This window comes from Pelotomaculum schinkii, from assembly GCF_004369205.1.
Lineage (GTDB): Bacteria > Bacillota > Desulfotomaculia > Desulfotomaculales > Pelotomaculaceae > Pelotomaculum_C > Pelotomaculum_C schinkii.
Genome location: NZ_QFGA01000001.1, coordinates 91,078 through 108,152 on the forward strand (window position 1 = coordinate 91,078; position 17,075 = coordinate 108,152).

Sequence of the window (17,075 nt, forward strand, 5' to 3'; positions counted from 1 at the left end):
TTTCTGGGGGTGGACGTTATAAAACTTACATGGGATGACATAAAAGGCAACGCAGTTGCATTCTCAAAACGATGGAAGGATGCGCACAACGAGGAAGCTCAAGCGCAAGCCTTTGAAATGGATTTCTTCCGTGTGTTCGGTATTGACGATCCTGAGCAGTCCGGTGACTTTGAATACAAGGTACCGCTGGACGACGGACGCACGGGCTACATAGATTATCTATGGAAAAAACAGATTGCTGTTGAGATGAAATCGCGCGGCAAGGAGTTGTCACGCGCATATGAACAGCTCAAAGAATATGTCGTACACCTTCCTGCGGAAGATATTCCTGACCTCTTGATGGTCTGCGATTTTGAAAACATTGTTCTGCATCGCCGTAGCACTGGTGAAAAATTTGCATTCAAAACAAAGGATTTACACAAAAACATAAAGCGATTCGCCAATATTTCCGGATATGAAACAACCCGTGAATTTGATAATCAAGTAGAGGTCAACGTTAAAGCTGCCGAGAAAATGGCAAAGCTGCATGATGCTCTGAAAGAGCATGGGTATGAAGGACATGACCTTGAGGTATATCTCGTAAGGATTCTGTTTTGTCTTTTTGCTGATGATACAGGCATCTTCCCAGAGGATAGCTTTATTAATTACATTGCCAATTCTAAGGAGGACGGCAGCGACCTTTCGGATCGTATTGGCAAATTGTTTGAAGTCCTTAATATGCCGAACGAGGTAAGGGCGAAGCGCACCTTGTTGTCAGCGGATCTCAAGCAGTTCCGCTATATCAATGGCGGCCTTTTTGCCTCTCTTTTACCTACAGCTGAGTTCGACGCAAAAATGCGCGGTATACTTCTGGACTGCTGTAATTTCGACTGGAATAAAATTTCTCCCGCTATCTTTGGTGCTATGTTTCAAGGCGTCATGGACAAGGATCAGCGTCGTGAGCTTGGGGCGCACTATACCAGTGAAGAGAACATACTGAAGCTGATAGACCCTCTGTTTATGGACGATCTCTGGCAGGAATATGACCGCATAAAAACAGCTCCCAAACAACTTGATCTCTTTCATGAAAAAATCAGTCGCATGAAGTTTCTCGATCCTGCTTGCGGCTGCGGCAACTTCCTTATCATTACATACCGTGAACTTCGCATATTGGAGCTGGAACTGTTGAAGATGAAGGTCAACACCAATCAGCTTATGCTTGATATGTCTGCACTTCTGAAGGTAAACGTGGAGCAGTTTTATGGCATTGAGTATGAAGATTTCCCCTGCCAGATAGCTCAGGTAGGCATGTGGCTGATGGATCACCAGATGAACATTCGTGCCGCTGAACAGTTTGGCATGTATTATGCACGTCTGCCGTTGACTCAATCGGCTACGATTATCCATGGAAATGCCTTGACGATTGACTGGCCGAGTGTCGTGCCTAAGCACGAGCTGAGTTATATTCTCGGCAATCCACCGTTTGTCGGCGCAAGGATGATGAATGAAACACAGAAGAAAGAAATTACACAGGTAGTTGAAGCTGAGGCAACTACACCGCTTCGCTATGAAAATATGGCTGACAATTTGGATTATGTAACCGCTTGGTATTTTAAAGCGGCGCGCTATATTATCGGTACACGAATTCCTGTCGGGTTTGTTTCGACAAATAGTATTTGTCAGGGCGAACAGGTTGCTCCGCTATGGGATACGCTGATTCATGATTATGGAATGGAAATCAATTATGCCTATCGCACATTCAAGTGGAGCAATGCTGCAAAGGGTAAAGCTGCTGTACATTGTGTGATCGTTGGATTTAGTGTAGCTGGTACCAAGCGGGGGAAGAAGATTATTGTTGATGGAGAAAATATAGTGGAGGTTGCTAATATTTCTCCATACCTCGTCGATGCTCCAAGTATTATCATTCAGCCTCAGAAAAAGCCGCTTTGCGACGTACCGGAAATGAAGTTTGGCAGTCAGCCACGTGATGGCGGATATTTTGTATTATCTCCAGAAGAACGTGAGCAGATACTTGCGCTAGAGCCATTGCTTGATGCTGTTATTAAGCCGTATGTTGGCGCCGAAGAATTTATCAACAATAAAGAGCGTTATTGCATCTGGCTCCTGAATGCACCAATCGAAATCATCAAAAATAGCAAGATTCTTCGTGACCGGATTGCGGCGGTACAAGAATTCAGGCTTTCAAGCAAAGCAAAGACAACAAACGGATATGCCAAGGTGCCCTCTAGATTCGCACAAATAGCCCAGCCAGATGGGAATTACCTTATAGTCCCCAGCGTATCGTCGGAGAATCGCCGTTATGTTCCGATAGGGTTTCTTGATGCCGACAGTATTGCCTCGAACGCTGTTCAAATTGTACCAGACGCTACCCTTTATCATTTCGGTGTCCTCACATCTAATGTTCATATGGCATGGATGAGAGCAGTCTGCGGCCGCCTGAAAAGCGATTATCGTTATTCAAAGGAATTGGTATACAATACATTCCCGTGGCCAGATGCGACCGAAGAACAAATTAAGGCCATCGAAGCAGCGGCACAAAAAGTTTTAGATGAACGCGCGAAGTATCCTAATATGAGCCTTGCAGATCTCTACGACCCCATACTTATAACGACCACCGGCCTGCAAAACGCACATTATGCTCTTGACCGTGCTGTTATGGCTGCCTACGGATTCCCTATAAAAGGGACAACGGAAGCTGTTTGCGTGGCGCAATTGATGGAGAGATATAAAAAGCTGGTGGAAACAGGGGGTGAAGCTCATGAGTGAATCATTAAATGATATGTTCATGAAAAAACCAAGGTCGCACAAAACGCTCACCTTTTCTGGTAAATCGGCAGTGATTGATGTGTTTTTCAGCATGAATTGTCTGAAAGAATTGAGCGATTATTACGAACAGAGCGGCGATTATAGACTTGCCTTCTCTAAGATTGCCTTTTATATGTACCAGGAAACAGATGGTGGCGACTCGGAAATAAACTTAGAAGAAAATGATTTCACAGCTGCATCCGACGAGGAGTTGGAGACGCTATTAGTCAGCATACTCGAAACCGATGAGCGTCTCAAAGATGTCTATGAGCAAACACAGGCCGATAATGTATTTGAGCGCTTTTATAAAGCAAACGATAATCTCATAAAGAGTGCCATATCTCCTATTGCAAAAACCTTGAGCCAAAATCCAAAAGCAATCAATCTTTCGAACTCGTCAGCAATTAAAAAAATGCTTGAGGAGTATAACGCCATTACGCGGTCAATAGATTTCCCTTATATCAAAAAAATGCAAGAGCTTTCTGCGATTTATAATAAGGCAGAGAACCTTTCCCGTATAACTGAGGCTTTCCGTTACACAGAGCACTTCCGGGGATTAGATTTAAGCTATTTGAACGCTATCCCTAAATTTGATTATCCTGAAATAAAACCAATATTGGAGAGCGTTTCTAAGATAAATTTTAACATTGCAGAAATTATTAAGCCCGTTACCCTGCAATTAGCTCAGCTCCAAACAGATTTATTAAGCTGGATGCAGCCAGTATTTTCAGACATTACGGACTTTATGTCATCGATAGATTTTTCTATGCTGACATACCACTATCAGTGGAGCGAAAAGCATGATTTGTTGGTCAAATTCGGATGGTTTTATCTTAATGAGCTATCAACGGAAGTGATTGATGAGATTTATGATAAGAAAGATACGATTACCCAAGATGAAGTAGACCGATTAGTAGTTCAGGATTTCAGAAAAAACAGATGCGAAAGATTAAAAAAAGTCGTAAATAAATGGGATGACTCCCCCTATTTCAAACCAAGAAAACTCGTTTTACATCAAGCATTGGTAAGTCATTCACGGCGCTGTTATAATGCATCCACAACGCTGTTGAGCATACATACCGAGGGTGTTATAACTGATTTCATGAGAATAGGTCTACAGACGCCGAAATTCCGCGCGCAAGAAGCACTAAATGATATTACAGAATATTTAAATATACAGCCGATGGGCAGCCTATCTTTCTCAGATTGGCAGATATATTCGGAGGTTCTTGAACGTATTTTGTCCGCATTTGTAGAGCATTTTGATTGTGCTAATCCGGATGGGGCATCAAATGATTCAAGGCATAAAATAGCTCATGGCCATGTTATTGAGGCTGAGACCGAAGTAAATTCGTTGAAACGTTTTCTGTATTTGAATGAAGTGTACAGGCTTTTCTCTTATCTGGATAAACGTGTACAGGCAAAGAAAAATGCATAAAACCGATATATAACATCAAAAAGGTGGTGATTGATAATGTCTGTTCAACTCGTGTCAGCCGATCACGAGGCTCGCCTTCAAGAGATACTTGAAGGTACTGAGGCAAAGCTGTGCATCATAAGTCCGTTCATAGGACTTGATATATCAAAGAGATTGGCTGCAATCCTCGAAATAAATCCAGCAATATGTTGTGAGATTATCACTCTCTTCTCCCGTGAGGATTTTGTTAACGGCGCAAGCAGTTTATACGCACTAAAAGCCTTGAATGAGGCTGTGTTACGATTTATGCACTTCAAGGGTTGCATACCAAACTATATCTAATCGATAAAGCTGCTGGGATGCTGGGCTCAGCAAATTTCACTTCTGGAGGATTTCGGCTGAACCATGAGCTTTCGATTTTTGTTAGGGATGAAGTGGACATACTCACTGATATGCACTCGTATTACAACGATACGCTCACAAAAATTTAGGAAAAAGGCGACTATAAAATACTGCACAGTTGCCATGATATCCGGCGGATATATTTGCAGATGTAAGCCAGACCAGTGTTCCCTTAAAGCCATATTATCTTTGTGAAACTTAAAAAGAGAAGCAATACCTTTGTGGCATTGCCTCTCTTTTCGCTTTTCCGTATCGGTTTGGGGTATGGTTCAATAACTTTCCCTATTAAACCGTGCCCTTAGGCCGGGGGGGGGTTCATTATTTACAGATGTAAATAAAAGTTAGTGTCTGGCAATACTAAGTAATAATTAGCCTTGTATTTGAACATCTAAAATCATGGCAATTTCCTCACAGTTGGGGAACTTGGGACAATTGACACATTCCTTCCAGACTTTTTGGGGCAGGGATTCCTTGGGGACTACATGAAAACCGCATTTTTCAAAAAAGACCTGCTGGTAAGTGAGGGCAAAGAGACGAGGAAGCCCCAGTTCTCCGGCTTCTTCGATGAACATATCGACAAGCTTGCGTCCCACACCTTTTTTAGCGTATTCAGGCGCCACGGCCAGGGCTCTGACTTCTGCTATGTCCTCCCAAATAATGTGTAGAGAACCTGCCGCCACGACCTTTCCGCGGTCCCTGGCTACGGTGAACTCCCGCAGGCTTTCATATAACATGGTTCGGGGTCTGGCCAGCATCAGGCCCTTTTCTGCATAATAGTTGATCAAAGCATGGATTGGCTCAACATCGGTAATTTTGGCTTTAACAAATTCCATCAGCAGTATTTCACCCTTCATAATTAATACGATCACTATTATATATTACTTTAAACAGGACGTACAATCATCTTTTAAAGTAGATTTTAAGAATGAAGGAAAAGAAATAATGCTGGAGAATATTAATAATAATTGATTACTTTTGCCAAAACGGTAATTTTGGTCTATGATAAAACTAGTTATCAACCAGTGAAGTCACTGCTGTTGTAAAAGTAAATAAATGCCATTATCCGGTCGTCTTGTTTTAGTATTAATAAAGTTTTGGAAGGTGGTCTACCTATGTCCTGGGATGTATCAGAAGAAACCATGATGTTTAAGGTCCAGGCCGAAGAAGTTAACCAGGCCAGGGATATCCTTCAACAGGTCCATGAAGCGTTAAAAGAGAAGGGATATAATCCGATCAACCAGCTTGTGGGGTATCTTTTATCAGGGGATCCGGCGTATATAACCAGCCATGGCAACGCCCGCAGCTTGATCCGGCGGCTTGAGCGCGATGAAATCCTTGAGGAACTTGTCAAAAGCTACCTGGAAAAAAAGTAAGGCGTTTAGGGGAGATGTCGGGAGTTGCAATATAGATATCTGGCAAGGACCGGTATGCGAGTATCCCGGCTTTGTTTTGGGGCGCTGACTATCGGTCCGCTCCAGGCCAACCTACCCCTGGTTGAAGGAGCCCGCATTATCCGTACGGCTCTGGAAGCAGGGGTGAATTTTATTGATACGGCTGAACTTTACCGCACTTATAGTTATATTCGTGAAGCAATCCGGGGTTACCAGGGAGAAGTCATCATTGCGTCGAAATGTTACGCCTACACCTCGCAGGGGATGCAAGACAGCCTGGAACTTGCGCTAAGGGAGCTTAAAAGGGACTACATCGATATTTTCATGCTCCATGAACAGGAGTCAATTTTGACCATCCGGGGGCATTGGGAGGCTATTGAGTACCTTTCGCAGGCCAAAAAAAAGGGTTTGGTCCGGGCCATCGGTATCTCCACCCATCATGTGGAGGGGGTATTGGGAGCGGCCTCAGTTCCCGAGATAGAAATAATCCAACCCCTCGTTAACTTATCCGGTATTGGTATCAAGGGAGGAAACATCCAGGACATGCTGGCGGCCATACACAATGCGGCAGAAGCAGGTAAAGGGTTGTATGGGATGAAAGCGCTGGGCGGTGGAAACCTATTGGAAAGGCCTGAGGAAGCCTTTGCTTTTATCCTGTCCATCCCGGAATTTGCTTCGGTCGCGGTGGGCATGAGCACTGAGGAGGAAGTGGCCTATAACACTTGTCTTTTCAGCGGGAAGGCGGTGCCGGAAGAAGTCAAAGCAAAGGTCAGGCGCCAACCCAGGCGGCTGCACATTGAGGAGTATTGCTGCGGGTGTGGAGAGTGTTTGGCCAAATGCTCCTCCGGGGCTTTGCGGTTAAACGAGGGTAAGGCGGTTGTGGACCACCAGCTTTGCACTCGCTGTGGTTATTGCAGCCCGGTGTGTCCAGATTTCTGTATAAAGGTGATATAATGCGTATTTTAGGGATTGATTTGGGTGATAAGAAGATTGGACTGGCTTTGAGCGATCCTATGGGGTGGACTGCCCAGGGGCTTGAGGTTATAAACAGCAAAGGATCTATTGAGGCCGACATCGCTAAAATCAAGGAATACGTGGAGCGCTATGAGGTCGAAAAGGTAATTGTTGGTCTGCCCTTGAACATGGACGGCAGCTCCGGCCCGCGCGCCGAGAAAGCAAGGTCTTTTGCAGCCCGGATGGGCAAGAAATTGAAGGTAGCAGTTGAAATGACCGATGAGCGTTTGACCACGGTAGCTGCCGAGAAGCTTTTGATAGAGGCCGACTTGAGCAGGACCAGGCGCAGGCAGGTAATTGACAAGATGGCCGCGGTGTTAATTTTACAAAGCTATCTTGACTTAAAAGCGGCCAAATAAAACAAAATAAATACCGAACTGAGCTAAAACGGGAATTCTTGACAGGTAGACTGATTTAATATAAAATGAGCTATAAACTTTAGAAGAGGTGGATATAGTGACCGAACAAGAAGAGGTTATCACCCTGGTCGATGAAGAAGGGGCGGAACATGACTTTACAGTCGTTGATATCATAAATGTTGACGGATCTGAATATGCTATCCTGCTGCCGGTTGAGGAAGAAAATGACGAAGCAATCATTCTCAAGTTTACCCATGATGATGAAGGTAATGAACTCCTGGTAGATATTGAGGATGACGAGGAATGGGAAAAAGTAGCAGACGCCTGGGAAGAGATGCTGGCTGAGGAAGAAGTGGAGTAATTCTCAAATCCAATGTGCTGGTTGCGGGTTAACCCACAGTCCGGCTTTTTTTATGGATGAAGGGTGATTCGTTGTGTCCGCTAAAAGTGACCGGATACTATATGGCCTCATCATAGCTGCTGTGTTTATACTGCCCCTGGTTTTATTTGGCTCGGGCTTTTTTCGCTCTGCCACGGAAAGGGTTCTACCGGGGGTTGAAGTATTGGGTGTTCAACTGGGAGGACTGACGAAGGCTGAAGGAGTAACCAGGCTGGGTGAAGTAGAGAAAACTCTGCGGGCTTCCAGGGTGGTTCTGCGCTATCAGGACCGGACATGGAACTTATTGCTGAATGAGGTTGGTTTCAATCTCAACGAAGAAGCGGTGATGGATGCCGCGCTGCAGGCCGGCAGAACCGGGTCGCTATATAAGCGCTGGCAGGAAAGGAAGCAGTTTCAAAAAACGGGTCTGGCGCTTTCGCCTGTTTTTGAATATGACCGGGAAAAGCTGTCCTCCCAAGTCGGGGAACTGGCCGATGAGATCATTGTCGAACCGGTTGACGCCACTTTTAGGGTAAACAGCAATGATACGGTTTCTATAGTGCCCGCCAAAGACGGTATTGGGGTGGATCTGGACCGCCTGGAAAAAGATATTAATAATTTTCTGGGGGCAGGCTTGAAGCAAGAGGTTAACCTCACGCTGATTCCGGTAGCCCCCTCCCGTTCAACCGATTTTGTCGAGTCTATGAAGGTTGATGGGCTTCTGGCCAGTTATACCACAGCATTTGACCCCTCTAAAACAAGTCGGAGTTATAATGTCAGCGTTGCAGCTCAGGCCTTTGACGAGCTATTGATTATGCCGGGGCATGAGGTATCCTTTAATAAAGTGGTCGGGCCGCGCAGTACGGAGGCGGGCTATAAGAATGCTCCGGTGATCGTCAACAATGAATTTGTTGATGGGCCCGGCGGTGGTGTGTGCCAGGTTTCTACAACGCTTTATAACTGCATCCTCCTGGCCAACCTGGACATCATAGAACGATCCAGTCACTCTCTGCCTGTTTCATATGTACCTATCGGGCGTGACGCCACGGTGGTTTATGACGCCATTGACATGAAATTCAGGAACAATACAGACAGCTACCTGTATATAAAGTCCTATGTGTCAGGCGGTCTGCTTACCATTAAAATTTATGGCAACACCAAGTTTAAAAGAGATGTCACAGTTAACTCATGGATTATCCGGGAGATTGAACCCCAGGTAATTTATGAAACTGACGCCAGCCTGCCGAAAGGCGAGGAAGTCGTCAAGCAGGAAGGTTCCAAGGGGTTCATAGCTGCTGCTGAACGAGTTGTAAGGCTCAAGGGCGTGGTGGAAAAAAGAGAAAGACTTCCGTCCAGTGACTACAACCCGGTTAACAAGATTATTGCTGTTGGGACGGCAGTGCAGTCTGTACCTCAGATAGCCCCTTCTACTCCGTCACCGTCCGGCCCTCCAAAGGGAGGACAAGACGCTGTTCCAATCAACAATAATGGCGGGAGCAACAGAAACAGTACTGCGAATCCGGCCATTCCCACGTCCGCTACCGGGCGCGGCATCACGGCCGGCGGGCCGGCTTCCGCTGATACCGTTACTCCGGGAACAACAGGAATATAAAAACTAACCTGAGAGCATTTCGGCCGCTAATGTTGCTTAAATGCAGATGCGAATTCATTCCCACAAATGCAACATTGGCTGCCACAAGTTCGGCGCTGGCGCGCCGTGTGCGATTAAAATCGCGCCTACATCGGCTGATATTTTCATGATACGTGGCGCCGCGATAGCGGCGTGGGCAACTACACTGAGAATAAACTTGCTGACTGGCCTTAAAATTTGAGATGCGAATTAACTAAGCACAATGAGCTGTTTATTATATTATAATTGGCCATGCCGGCATGTTAAACCGGAGCGATCATGAGATTTTCTCGCAGCAAGCCTAAAAATAAATCAAAAGCAAACAAAGTGGTAGCCCTTTACCGTTATGCGGTCCTAAGCCTGGCAGGTACATTTTGTCTTGCCTTTTTTTTTGTTCTCGCCATGCTGTCCCCGGTGTCATCCAAGGATGAGTCAAAGGAAGTAGTGGTGGCCATACCCCAACAGGCAACCGCCGGAATGGTCGGAGAAATACTGAAAAAAGAGGGACTGGTGCGCAGTTCTTTAGCGTTCAGGCTATATACCAGGTGGAAGAGTATGGACAGCGGCATTAAGGCAGGTCAATACCGGTTGAGCAGTGCACTATCCACGCCCCAAATAATTATGGAACTGGTGGATGGACGTTTAGCCGTCCAGTCCATTACCATACCTGAAGGGCTTAACACTGCTCAGGTGGCAGATTTGCTTGCTGCGAAAGGGCTGGTCAACCGGGAGAAGTTTATTTCCGTAGTTGCCAACCAGGAATTTCCTTATAGCTTTCTTAGCGGGGCGCCTCAAGGAGATAAGCGTCTGGAAGGCTATCTTTTCCCCGATACCTATAACTTCAACATCGGCGACAGTGAAAGCGCAATAGTTGAAACCATGTTAAAGCGCTTTCAACGGGAGATGGAGGAACTAGGATTTGCGGCTTTGGCTGAAAGAAACGGGATATCCCTGCATCAGGCTGTCACCATTGCTTCCCTGGTGGAAAGGGAAGCAATGGCTGATGAAGAAAGGCCATTAATCGCTGGGGTTATTTATAACCGGCTTAAAATTTCGATGCCGCTTCAGATAGACGCCACCATCCAGTATGCGCTGGGTGAGAACAAGCCTGAAATATATTATAAGGATCTGGAAGTTGATTCACCGTACAACACCTACAAAAATTATGGGCTCCCACCGGGCCCCATCGCCATGCCCGGCAGGCCCTCGCTCCTGGCCGCCGTTAACCCGGCAGACACGGATTATCTTTATTATGTCGCCAAACCCGATGGCTATCACGCTTTTGCCACCACACTGGCGCAGCATAATGTCAATAAGGAGATGTACCAGCGGTGATTGAACTTTTAGCCCCGGCGGGTGATTTGGAAAAGTTGAAAATTGCCATTCTCTATGGCGCCGATGCCGTCTACCTCGGTGGGCGGCATTTTGGCTTGAGGGCTGGCGCAGGCAATTTTGAGCACGATGAGCTGGTCGAAGGAGTACGCTTTGCGCATGCGCATGGCGCAAAAGTTTACGTGACCGTAAACATATTTGCCCATAACCAGGACCTGGAGCTTATTCCCGGTTACCTGGGGTCAATCGTGGAAGCAGGGGTGGACGGGGTAATTATGTCCGACCCGGGTCTGGTGGAGCTGTCCAGGACTTTGTATCCGGACCTGCCGGTCCACCTCAGCACCCAGGCCAACACTACCAACTGGGCTGCCGCCAGGTTTTGGCAGAGGATGGGAGTATCCCGCATTGTTCTGGCCCGTGAGCTGTCCCTGGATGAAATTAAAGAAATCATTGAACGAGTGCCGGTCGACCTGGAGGTATTTGTCCATGGCGCCATGTGCATGGCTTATTCCGGCCGTTGCCTGCTCAGTAATTATCTTACCGGCAGGGACGCCAACCGTGGTGATTGTGCCCAATCCTGCCGCTGGCAGTACGCGCTGCTGGAGGAAAAAAGGCCTGGCGAATTTATCCCTGTTGAGGAGGATACCAGGGGAACCTACATCTTAAGCTCACGAGACCTCTGCCTGATTGAGCATATTCCAGAACTCATCGGGGCCGGAGTCAAGAGTTTTAAAATAGAAGGCCGGATGAAAAGCGCCAACTACGTGGCAGGTGTTGTGAAGGCCTACCGTGCGGCGCTGGACGCCTACCAAAAGGACCCGCACAGCTACCGTTTTGATCCAGCCTGGCTGGAGGATATCAGCAAGGTCAGCCACCGCAATTACACTACCGGCTTTATGTTTGGGAACCCCGGCGCTTCCGGTCAGCATTACGGGGCAGGCGTCTACCGGCGGAGCCATATATTCGCGGGACTGGTCAGGGAATACGAACCTCGCACGGGTTTGGCTCTGGTGGAACAGCGGAACCGGTTTGCCGTGGGGGACCTGTTGGAGGTAATGGTTCCAAGGGATAATGACTTTGTGCAAAAAGCAGCAGAGATAATAGACGATGAAGGCCGGCTGGTTGAGGCTGCCCCTCATCCCAGGCAGCTGGTGCGGATTCCTTTTGACCGGCCTGTGCCGCCCTATGCCATAATCAGAAGAATTGTATAAAATTAGCCATAACCGGCCATGCTAATGCCAAATGCCCTGAAGTGAGAAGGGACTGCAGATTGTGGATCTTTTAAGGCAGAAGAGGCTGGTAAATCTTTTTATCCTGTTAATAGTTTGTTTTTTAGCGTTAGCGGGGCGGCTATGGTATGTCCAGGTAAGGCAGGGCGCCCTGTATTCCGGTCTGGCCCTGGAACAGGTGAGTCGCTGGGTCCCCTTGGAGGAAACAGCCAGGGGCGAAATTTTGGACCGGAATTTAATACCCTTAACCGGAACAAAAGAAGAAAACAGAATTATTATTTTCCCCGACGCTGTGGGCGACAAAGCAGAGGTCTCCCGCGGTCTGGCCGAAATCCTGGGGATTGACACTGCTCTTGTCTCGGGTTATCTGCAGGGAGAGCCCTGTACTCTACCCTTTCTTCCTACGCCTGTGCAGGCCTCTTCCATTCAAAACAGGGGCTGGACAGGCGTGATGGTCTTTCCGGTGAAGTTTCGTTATGGGGACCGCCAGCTGGCCGCACAAGTCATCGGCCATGTGGGGAAGATTTCTTCCTGGCAGGAATTTGTGGACCTTTCGAAACAGAGCAGAAAGTTGTACCATTTCGGTGACATGGTCGGGAAAGCCGGCCTGGAAAAATATTATGAAGGAGCCTTAAAAGGCTCCTGGCCGCAGAAAGCTGTCCGGGTATTTGCAGACGCCCGGGGCAACCTTTTGGGCGGGCCGGGTTTTTTAGTTGATGAAAGGGCTGGGGACAGCGGCCGGCAGGATCTGGTGCTTACTTTGGATGCCCGGATCCAAGAGATTGTAGAGGACGTTATGGACAGGAAGGTTGGTAAAGGCGCGGTAGTGGTGATGGAAGCCGGTTCAGGTGATATCCTGGCTTTGGCCAGCCGCCCCGGATTTAATCCGGAGCATCTTGAGGACAATGGCGCTTTAGCCGGCGGCAATTATTTTGACCACTGTACTGCTCTATATCAACCCGGTTCCATATTTAAGATTGTGGTTGCCACCGCCGCCCTTGAGGAAGGAATTTTTACCCCCGCCAGCCGTTTTGAGTGTACAGGGGAAAAGGACCAGTTGGTGCCCTGCTGGAAGAAGGAAGGTCATGGGGAACTTGATTTCAGGCAGGCTTTTGCCGAGTCCTGCAACCCGGTTTTTGCCAGGGTTGGCTTGGAATTAGGGGCAGGCAAAGTAATTGAGTATGCCAGGCGCCTGGGATTAGATAACCAGTCCATAGGTGGTTACCCGGCGCCAGCCGACCCCCGTCAGGATTTAAACCTTATAGCGGCTCCCTATAACCTGGCGGGTTGCAGTGTGGGCCAGGGTCCTGTCCTGGTCACCCCGATCCAGATAGCTGCCATGACCAATGCTATTCTTACGGATGGAATGTACCAGGAGCCTCGCCTGGTAAAGGAGATTCGTAACGGCACAGGAAAAGGTGAACAGGTGGCCCCGCCGGAGAAAGTTAGAGCAATGTCCCCGTCGACAGCCGGGGTGATGCGCTCGCTTCTGGAGGAAGTTACCGCCAAGGGTTCCGGCCAGGAAGCTATGGTTCCTGTAAACGGCAGCGCCGGCAAGACGGGTTCGGCTCAGATTGCGAACAATGAAGGGCTGGTAAACGCCTGGTTTACAGGTTACGCTCCGCTTACACAATCCCGCTATATCATAACTGTTCTCGTTGAGGATGGCGAGAGCGGCAGTAAATCGGCGGCTCCCGTATTCAAGGAGATCATGGAGCAAATATTGGCGCTGCCTGATACTTTTTAATTGTAAAATACGTTGACCTTGTCATAAGTTATCTAATACTCTAACTCGAAAAAGCCCTCATGGGGCTTTTTTTATGTGATGAGCTTATCTAATTTGTTCTTATCAAATCCTACCACAGCCTGGCTTCCCACTAAGATAGTAGGAACGGCCATACGGCCAGTTTTTTTAATCATTTCATCCCTGGCCTTTTCGTCTGCGGCAACATTTAATTCCGTGTATTTTACTCCTCTTTGTGAAAGAAACTCTTTCACGTGGCTGCAATGAGGTCAGGTAGGAGTGGTATAAACAGTAACATTATTTTCCATTGTTATCCTCCAGTTGTTTTTTTTTAGTATTAGCAATGGTCAAAGAAGTATACACTGTTCCAGGATATACCCCCTGTTTCAGATCTTCAGGGCCGATACTTCCCTTGCAAAGAAGACTAACGGAACGACGGGAGTTGGTGTTTGATGTTATACCCCGTTTTTGGCTGTAACCATATATCTTGATCCCCCATATCATGAAATAAATGTATGCAGAAGGAATAGAAGGAGTTTAATAATGGTTGAAGAGAGGGCAGAAGCAGCTAGGGTAAATAAGCCGGTTTTAATCGTTGGGGCTGGTGTGGCGGGTGGAGTAGTGGCAGAAATCCTGACCAAAAGACAAAACAGCGATTATAAGCCTGTTGGCTTCGTGGACGACGACATAAGTAAGCAAAGGCAAAGCATACATGGTTTACCTGTCTTAGGATGCCGCAAAGACATCCCCACCCTTGTTAACCGATATAACATCAGCGAGATTATTATTGCTATACCCTCCGCAGCGGGGCGGGTAATCAGCCAGATTGTTGAAATCAGTCAGACGAGCAAAGCGCGGCTAAAGATATTACCTGGTTTTTATGACTTCATAACTGGAAGGATAGGAATAGGTCATATTCGGGACATCGAGATGAATGACCTTCTTTTGCGGGAGCCGGTGTCCCTGGATATAGGAAAAATTGCACAGTATTTAACAGGTCAGAATGTGCTGATTACTGGAGCGGGTGGTTCCATAGGTTCTGAATTGTGCCTTCAAGTCGCTAAATTTTCACCTGGAGAGCTTATTTTACTGGGGCGTGGAGAAAACAGCATATATGAAATCGAGTCAAAATTAAAAGAAAAGTTTCCAGGTTTATGTTTTAAAACAGAAATTGCTGATATTAAAGACAGTGTTCGCATGAAAAAAATATTTGATAAATACCGCCCAAAAGTAGCATATCACGCTGCTGCTCACAAACATGTCCGTTTTATGGAGAAATTTCCTGGCGAAGCGGTAAAGAATAATATTATTGGAACTCAAATTGTAGCTGAAGCAGCTTATCTGGCTGGAACTGATATATTTGTCATGCTTTCCACAGACAAAGCAGTAAATCCTACCAGTATCATGGGCGCAACGAAGCGTGTGGCGGAAATGGTTATTCAGGGGATGAATGCCAGGGGTGGAACTCGTTATGTCGCTGTCCGTTTTGGCAATGTTTTGGGAAGCAGGGGGAGTGTTATCCCTTTGTTTAAAAGACAAATTGCAAGGGGTGGCCCGTTAACAATAACACATCCGGATATGGTGCGTTATTTTATGACTACGCTGGAGGCAGCGCAACTTGTTATCCAGGCCGGTGTAATGGCAAAAGGCGGAGAAATCTTTGTTTTAGATATGGGCCAGCCTGTTAAGATTCTCGATTTAGCTAAAAAACTTATAAGGTTATCGGGCTACGAGCCTGAAAAAGATATCAAGTTACTTTTTACTGGAATCTCCCCGGGAGAAAAACTGGTAGAACAGCTGCTTGCAGAAAATGAAAAGCCCATACCCACCAGTCATCAACGTATTTTTGCTGTTAGTGGTTGCAAGCAGGACTCCGCCAAAGTTGATGCTTTTATGAATACCATAACAAACCCGGAGTTTTCATTTCAAGAAGAAAAAGTAATTGATTTATTGCAAGAAGTATTACCTGGCTTTAGAAAAGCAAGTAGTTTTTTGGGGATGGTGTCTGCTGAATGAAAGGTTTAGAAGACCGTGGAGAGCAATTAGCAAGAATTATCAAAGAAAAAATTATAAAGCGTGAGACTAGTGTCGCTGTAGTCGGTCTGGGTTATGTTGGTTTGCCGATGGCTGTGGAACAAGCAAAAGCAGGCTTTTTCGTAACAGGAATTGATAAAGATATCAGTAAAGTCGAAAAAATCAACAATGGAAAAAGTTATAACCCCGATGTTCCAGATGATGTTCTCAAAAACCTTGTGGAAAATGGATGCCTAAGGGCGAGCCATTCATACAATCTGCTTCATGCAGTGGATATTATCATTATTTGCGTTCCAACTCCTCTAAAAATGATGAAACAACCGGACCTGTCTTATGTCCTTACTGTTACCAGAGAAATAGCCGGCCATTTAAAACCCGGGCAATTGATATGTCTGGAAAGCACCACTTTTCCGGGAACAACCCAGGAGGTGGTCCTGCCGATCCTGGAGTCTACCGGCCTAAAAGCAGGAATAGATTTCTTTTTGGCGTTTTCCCCTGAAAGAGTGGATCCCGGCAATAAAAATTTCAAACCGGAGGATATATCAAAAGTCGTTGGTGGAGTAACTGCTCTATGTCATGAGGTGGCGTGTGTTTTTTACAACCAAATAATTAAACATGTTGTACCGGTTACATCAACTGAGGTTGCTGAAATGACAAAAATTTTTGAAAACACATATAGGGCGGTTAATATTGCCCTGGTTAACGAGTTTATGATCTTATGCGACAGGATGGGGCTTGATATGTGGGAGGTTGTAGACGCTGCGGCCACCAAGCCTTTTGGTATCCAATCATTTTATCCCGGACCCGGTGTGGGAGGGCATTGTATTCCAGTTGATCCGTTGTACCTTGCCTGGAAGGCCCTGGATTATGATTTTAGGCTTCGTTTTATCGACCTCGCCGAGGAAGTAAATAATCAAGCCACGGATTATGTAATTAACAAATTGGTCAGATTACTCAATCAGCACAAAAAGTGCCTGAATGATTCAAGAATTCTGGTTCTGGGTGTAGCTTATAAAAAGGACATTGATGATATCAGGGAATCGCCTGCTATCAAAATTATAAGTTCGCTCCAGAAAAATCATGCTGATGTGGTTTATCACGACCCTTATGTACCGAAATTCAAAATGCCTGGCAAGAATGGGATATACCTTGAGAATATGGATCTGTCGGTGGAAGAAATAAACAGAGCGGATTGTGTTCTGATTTTAACCGACCACACCTGTCTCGATTATCAATGGGTTGTCGACAACGCCAGGATTATTCTGGACGCGCGAAATGCAACAAAATTAGTACAAAGAGGCAAAGAAAAAATCACAAAAATCTAAATCAATAAGGGGGT

The 17,075-nt window shown here is 46.4% G+C and carries 16 protein-coding genes; 14 read left to right on the forward strand and 2 right to left on the reverse strand.

Annotation, left to right across the window (positions count from 1 at the left end; all coding sequences use genetic code 11):
* The first annotated feature begins 9 nt into the window (after positions 1-9).
* From Psch_RS00515 to Psch_RS21560, 4 genes are read left to right on the forward strand one after another with little or no spacing between them, the layout of a single operon-like run.
* Positions 10-2,766: a class I SAM-dependent DNA methyltransferase gene (locus tag Psch_RS00515; protein WP_190238800.1), complete on the forward strand. Its 2,757-nt coding sequence runs from the start codon at positions 10-12 to the stop codon at positions 2,764-2,766.
* The gene (locus tag Psch_RS00520; protein WP_190238801.1) at positions 2,759-4,243 is read left to right on the forward strand and encodes a hypothetical protein; all 1,485 of its coding nucleotides are present in this window, start codon (positions 2,759-2,761) and stop codon (positions 4,241-4,243) included. Before Psch_RS00515 ends, Psch_RS00520 begins: the two co-directional genes overlap by 8 nt.
* A gap of 36 nt (positions 4,244-4,279) precedes the next feature.
* Positions 4,280-4,564 carry a phospholipase D-like domain-containing protein gene (locus Psch_RS00525; RefSeq protein WP_190238802.1) on the forward strand — a complete coding sequence of 95 codons (285 nt, stop codon included), beginning with the start codon at positions 4,280-4,282 and terminating at the stop codon, positions 4,562-4,564.
* A 17-nt stretch (positions 4,565-4,581) separates the two neighbouring features.
* On the forward strand, positions 4,582-4,713 hold the full coding sequence (locus tag Psch_RS21560; RefSeq protein WP_427910064.1) for a hypothetical protein: 132 nt from the start codon (positions 4,582-4,584) through the stop codon (positions 4,711-4,713).
* 279 nt (positions 4,714-4,992) lie between these two features.
* On the opposite strand, the gene Psch_RS00535 is transcribed toward Psch_RS21560, so the two are convergent.
* Positions 4,993-5,457, reverse strand: coding sequence for an N-acetyltransferase (locus tag Psch_RS00535; RefSeq protein ID WP_190238804.1), 465 nt, complete (start codon positions 5,455-5,457; stop codon positions 4,993-4,995).
* Between the two features lie 279 nt (positions 5,458-5,736).
* Between Psch_RS00535 and Psch_RS00540 the strand changes: the two genes are divergently transcribed.
* The 8 genes from Psch_RS00540 to Psch_RS00575 all read left to right on the forward strand — a co-directional run bounded on the left by Psch_RS00540 (position 5,737) and on the right by Psch_RS00575 (position 13,705).
* Complete coding sequence (locus Psch_RS00540) at positions 5,737-5,997, forward strand: IreB family regulatory phosphoprotein (protein WP_190238805.1); 261 nt, start codon at positions 5,737-5,739, stop codon at positions 5,995-5,997.
* Between the two features lie 24 nt (positions 5,998-6,021).
* Entirely contained in the window at positions 6,022-6,969 is a 948-nt protein-coding gene (locus Psch_RS00545; protein WP_190238806.1) for an aldo/keto reductase, read from the forward strand.
* A complete protein-coding gene (gene ruvX, locus Psch_RS00550; protein WP_134216970.1) occupies positions 6,969-7,388 on the forward strand; it encodes a Holliday junction resolvase RuvX in 420 nt (139 codons plus the stop codon). Before Psch_RS00545 ends, ruvX begins: the two co-directional genes overlap by 1 nt.
* A gap of 97 nt (positions 7,389-7,485) precedes the next feature.
* On the forward strand, positions 7,486-7,749 hold the full coding sequence (locus Psch_RS00555) for a DUF1292 domain-containing protein (RefSeq protein ID WP_190238807.1): 264 nt from the start codon (positions 7,486-7,488) through the stop codon (positions 7,747-7,749).
* 73 nt (positions 7,750-7,822) lie between these two features.
* The gene (locus Psch_RS00560) at positions 7,823-9,379 is read left to right on the forward strand and encodes a VanW family protein (protein WP_190238808.1); all 1,557 of its coding nucleotides are present in this window, start codon (positions 7,823-7,825) and stop codon (positions 9,377-9,379) included.
* Between the two features lie 297 nt (positions 9,380-9,676).
* The gene (gene mltG, locus Psch_RS00565; protein WP_190238809.1) at positions 9,677-10,732 is read left to right on the forward strand and encodes an endolytic transglycosylase MltG; all 1,056 of its coding nucleotides are present in this window, start codon (positions 9,677-9,679) and stop codon (positions 10,730-10,732) included.
* Complete coding sequence (locus Psch_RS00570) at positions 10,729-11,940, forward strand: peptidase U32 family protein (RefSeq protein ID WP_190238810.1); 1,212 nt, start codon at positions 10,729-10,731, stop codon at positions 11,938-11,940. Before mltG ends, Psch_RS00570 begins: the two co-directional genes overlap by 4 nt.
* A 61-nt stretch (positions 11,941-12,001) precedes the next feature.
* Positions 12,002-13,705 (forward strand): peptidoglycan D,D-transpeptidase FtsI family protein, encoded by a 1,704-nt coding sequence (locus Psch_RS00575; protein WP_190238811.1) that lies wholly within the window; start codon positions 12,002-12,004, stop codon positions 13,703-13,705.
* Between the two features lie 71 nt (positions 13,706-13,776).
* Here the strand turns inward: Psch_RS00575 and Psch_RS00580 are convergent, their stop codons facing one another.
* A complete protein-coding gene (locus Psch_RS00580) occupies positions 13,777-14,010 on the reverse strand; it encodes a glutaredoxin domain-containing protein (protein ID WP_190238812.1) in 234 nt (77 codons plus the stop codon).
* 235 nt (positions 14,011-14,245) lie between these two features.
* Between Psch_RS00580 and Psch_RS00585 the strand changes: the two genes are divergently transcribed.
* Both Psch_RS00585 and Psch_RS00590 read left to right on the forward strand, forming a co-directional pair.
* Entirely contained in the window at positions 14,246-15,718 is a 1,473-nt protein-coding gene (locus Psch_RS00585; RefSeq protein WP_190238813.1) for a polysaccharide biosynthesis protein, read from the forward strand.
* The gene (locus Psch_RS00590) at positions 15,715-17,061 is read left to right on the forward strand and encodes a nucleotide sugar dehydrogenase (protein ID WP_190238814.1); all 1,347 of its coding nucleotides are present in this window, start codon (positions 15,715-15,717) and stop codon (positions 17,059-17,061) included. The genes Psch_RS00585 and Psch_RS00590 overlap by 4 nt, the downstream gene beginning before the upstream one ends.
* Positions 17,062-17,075: the final 14 nt, after the last annotated feature.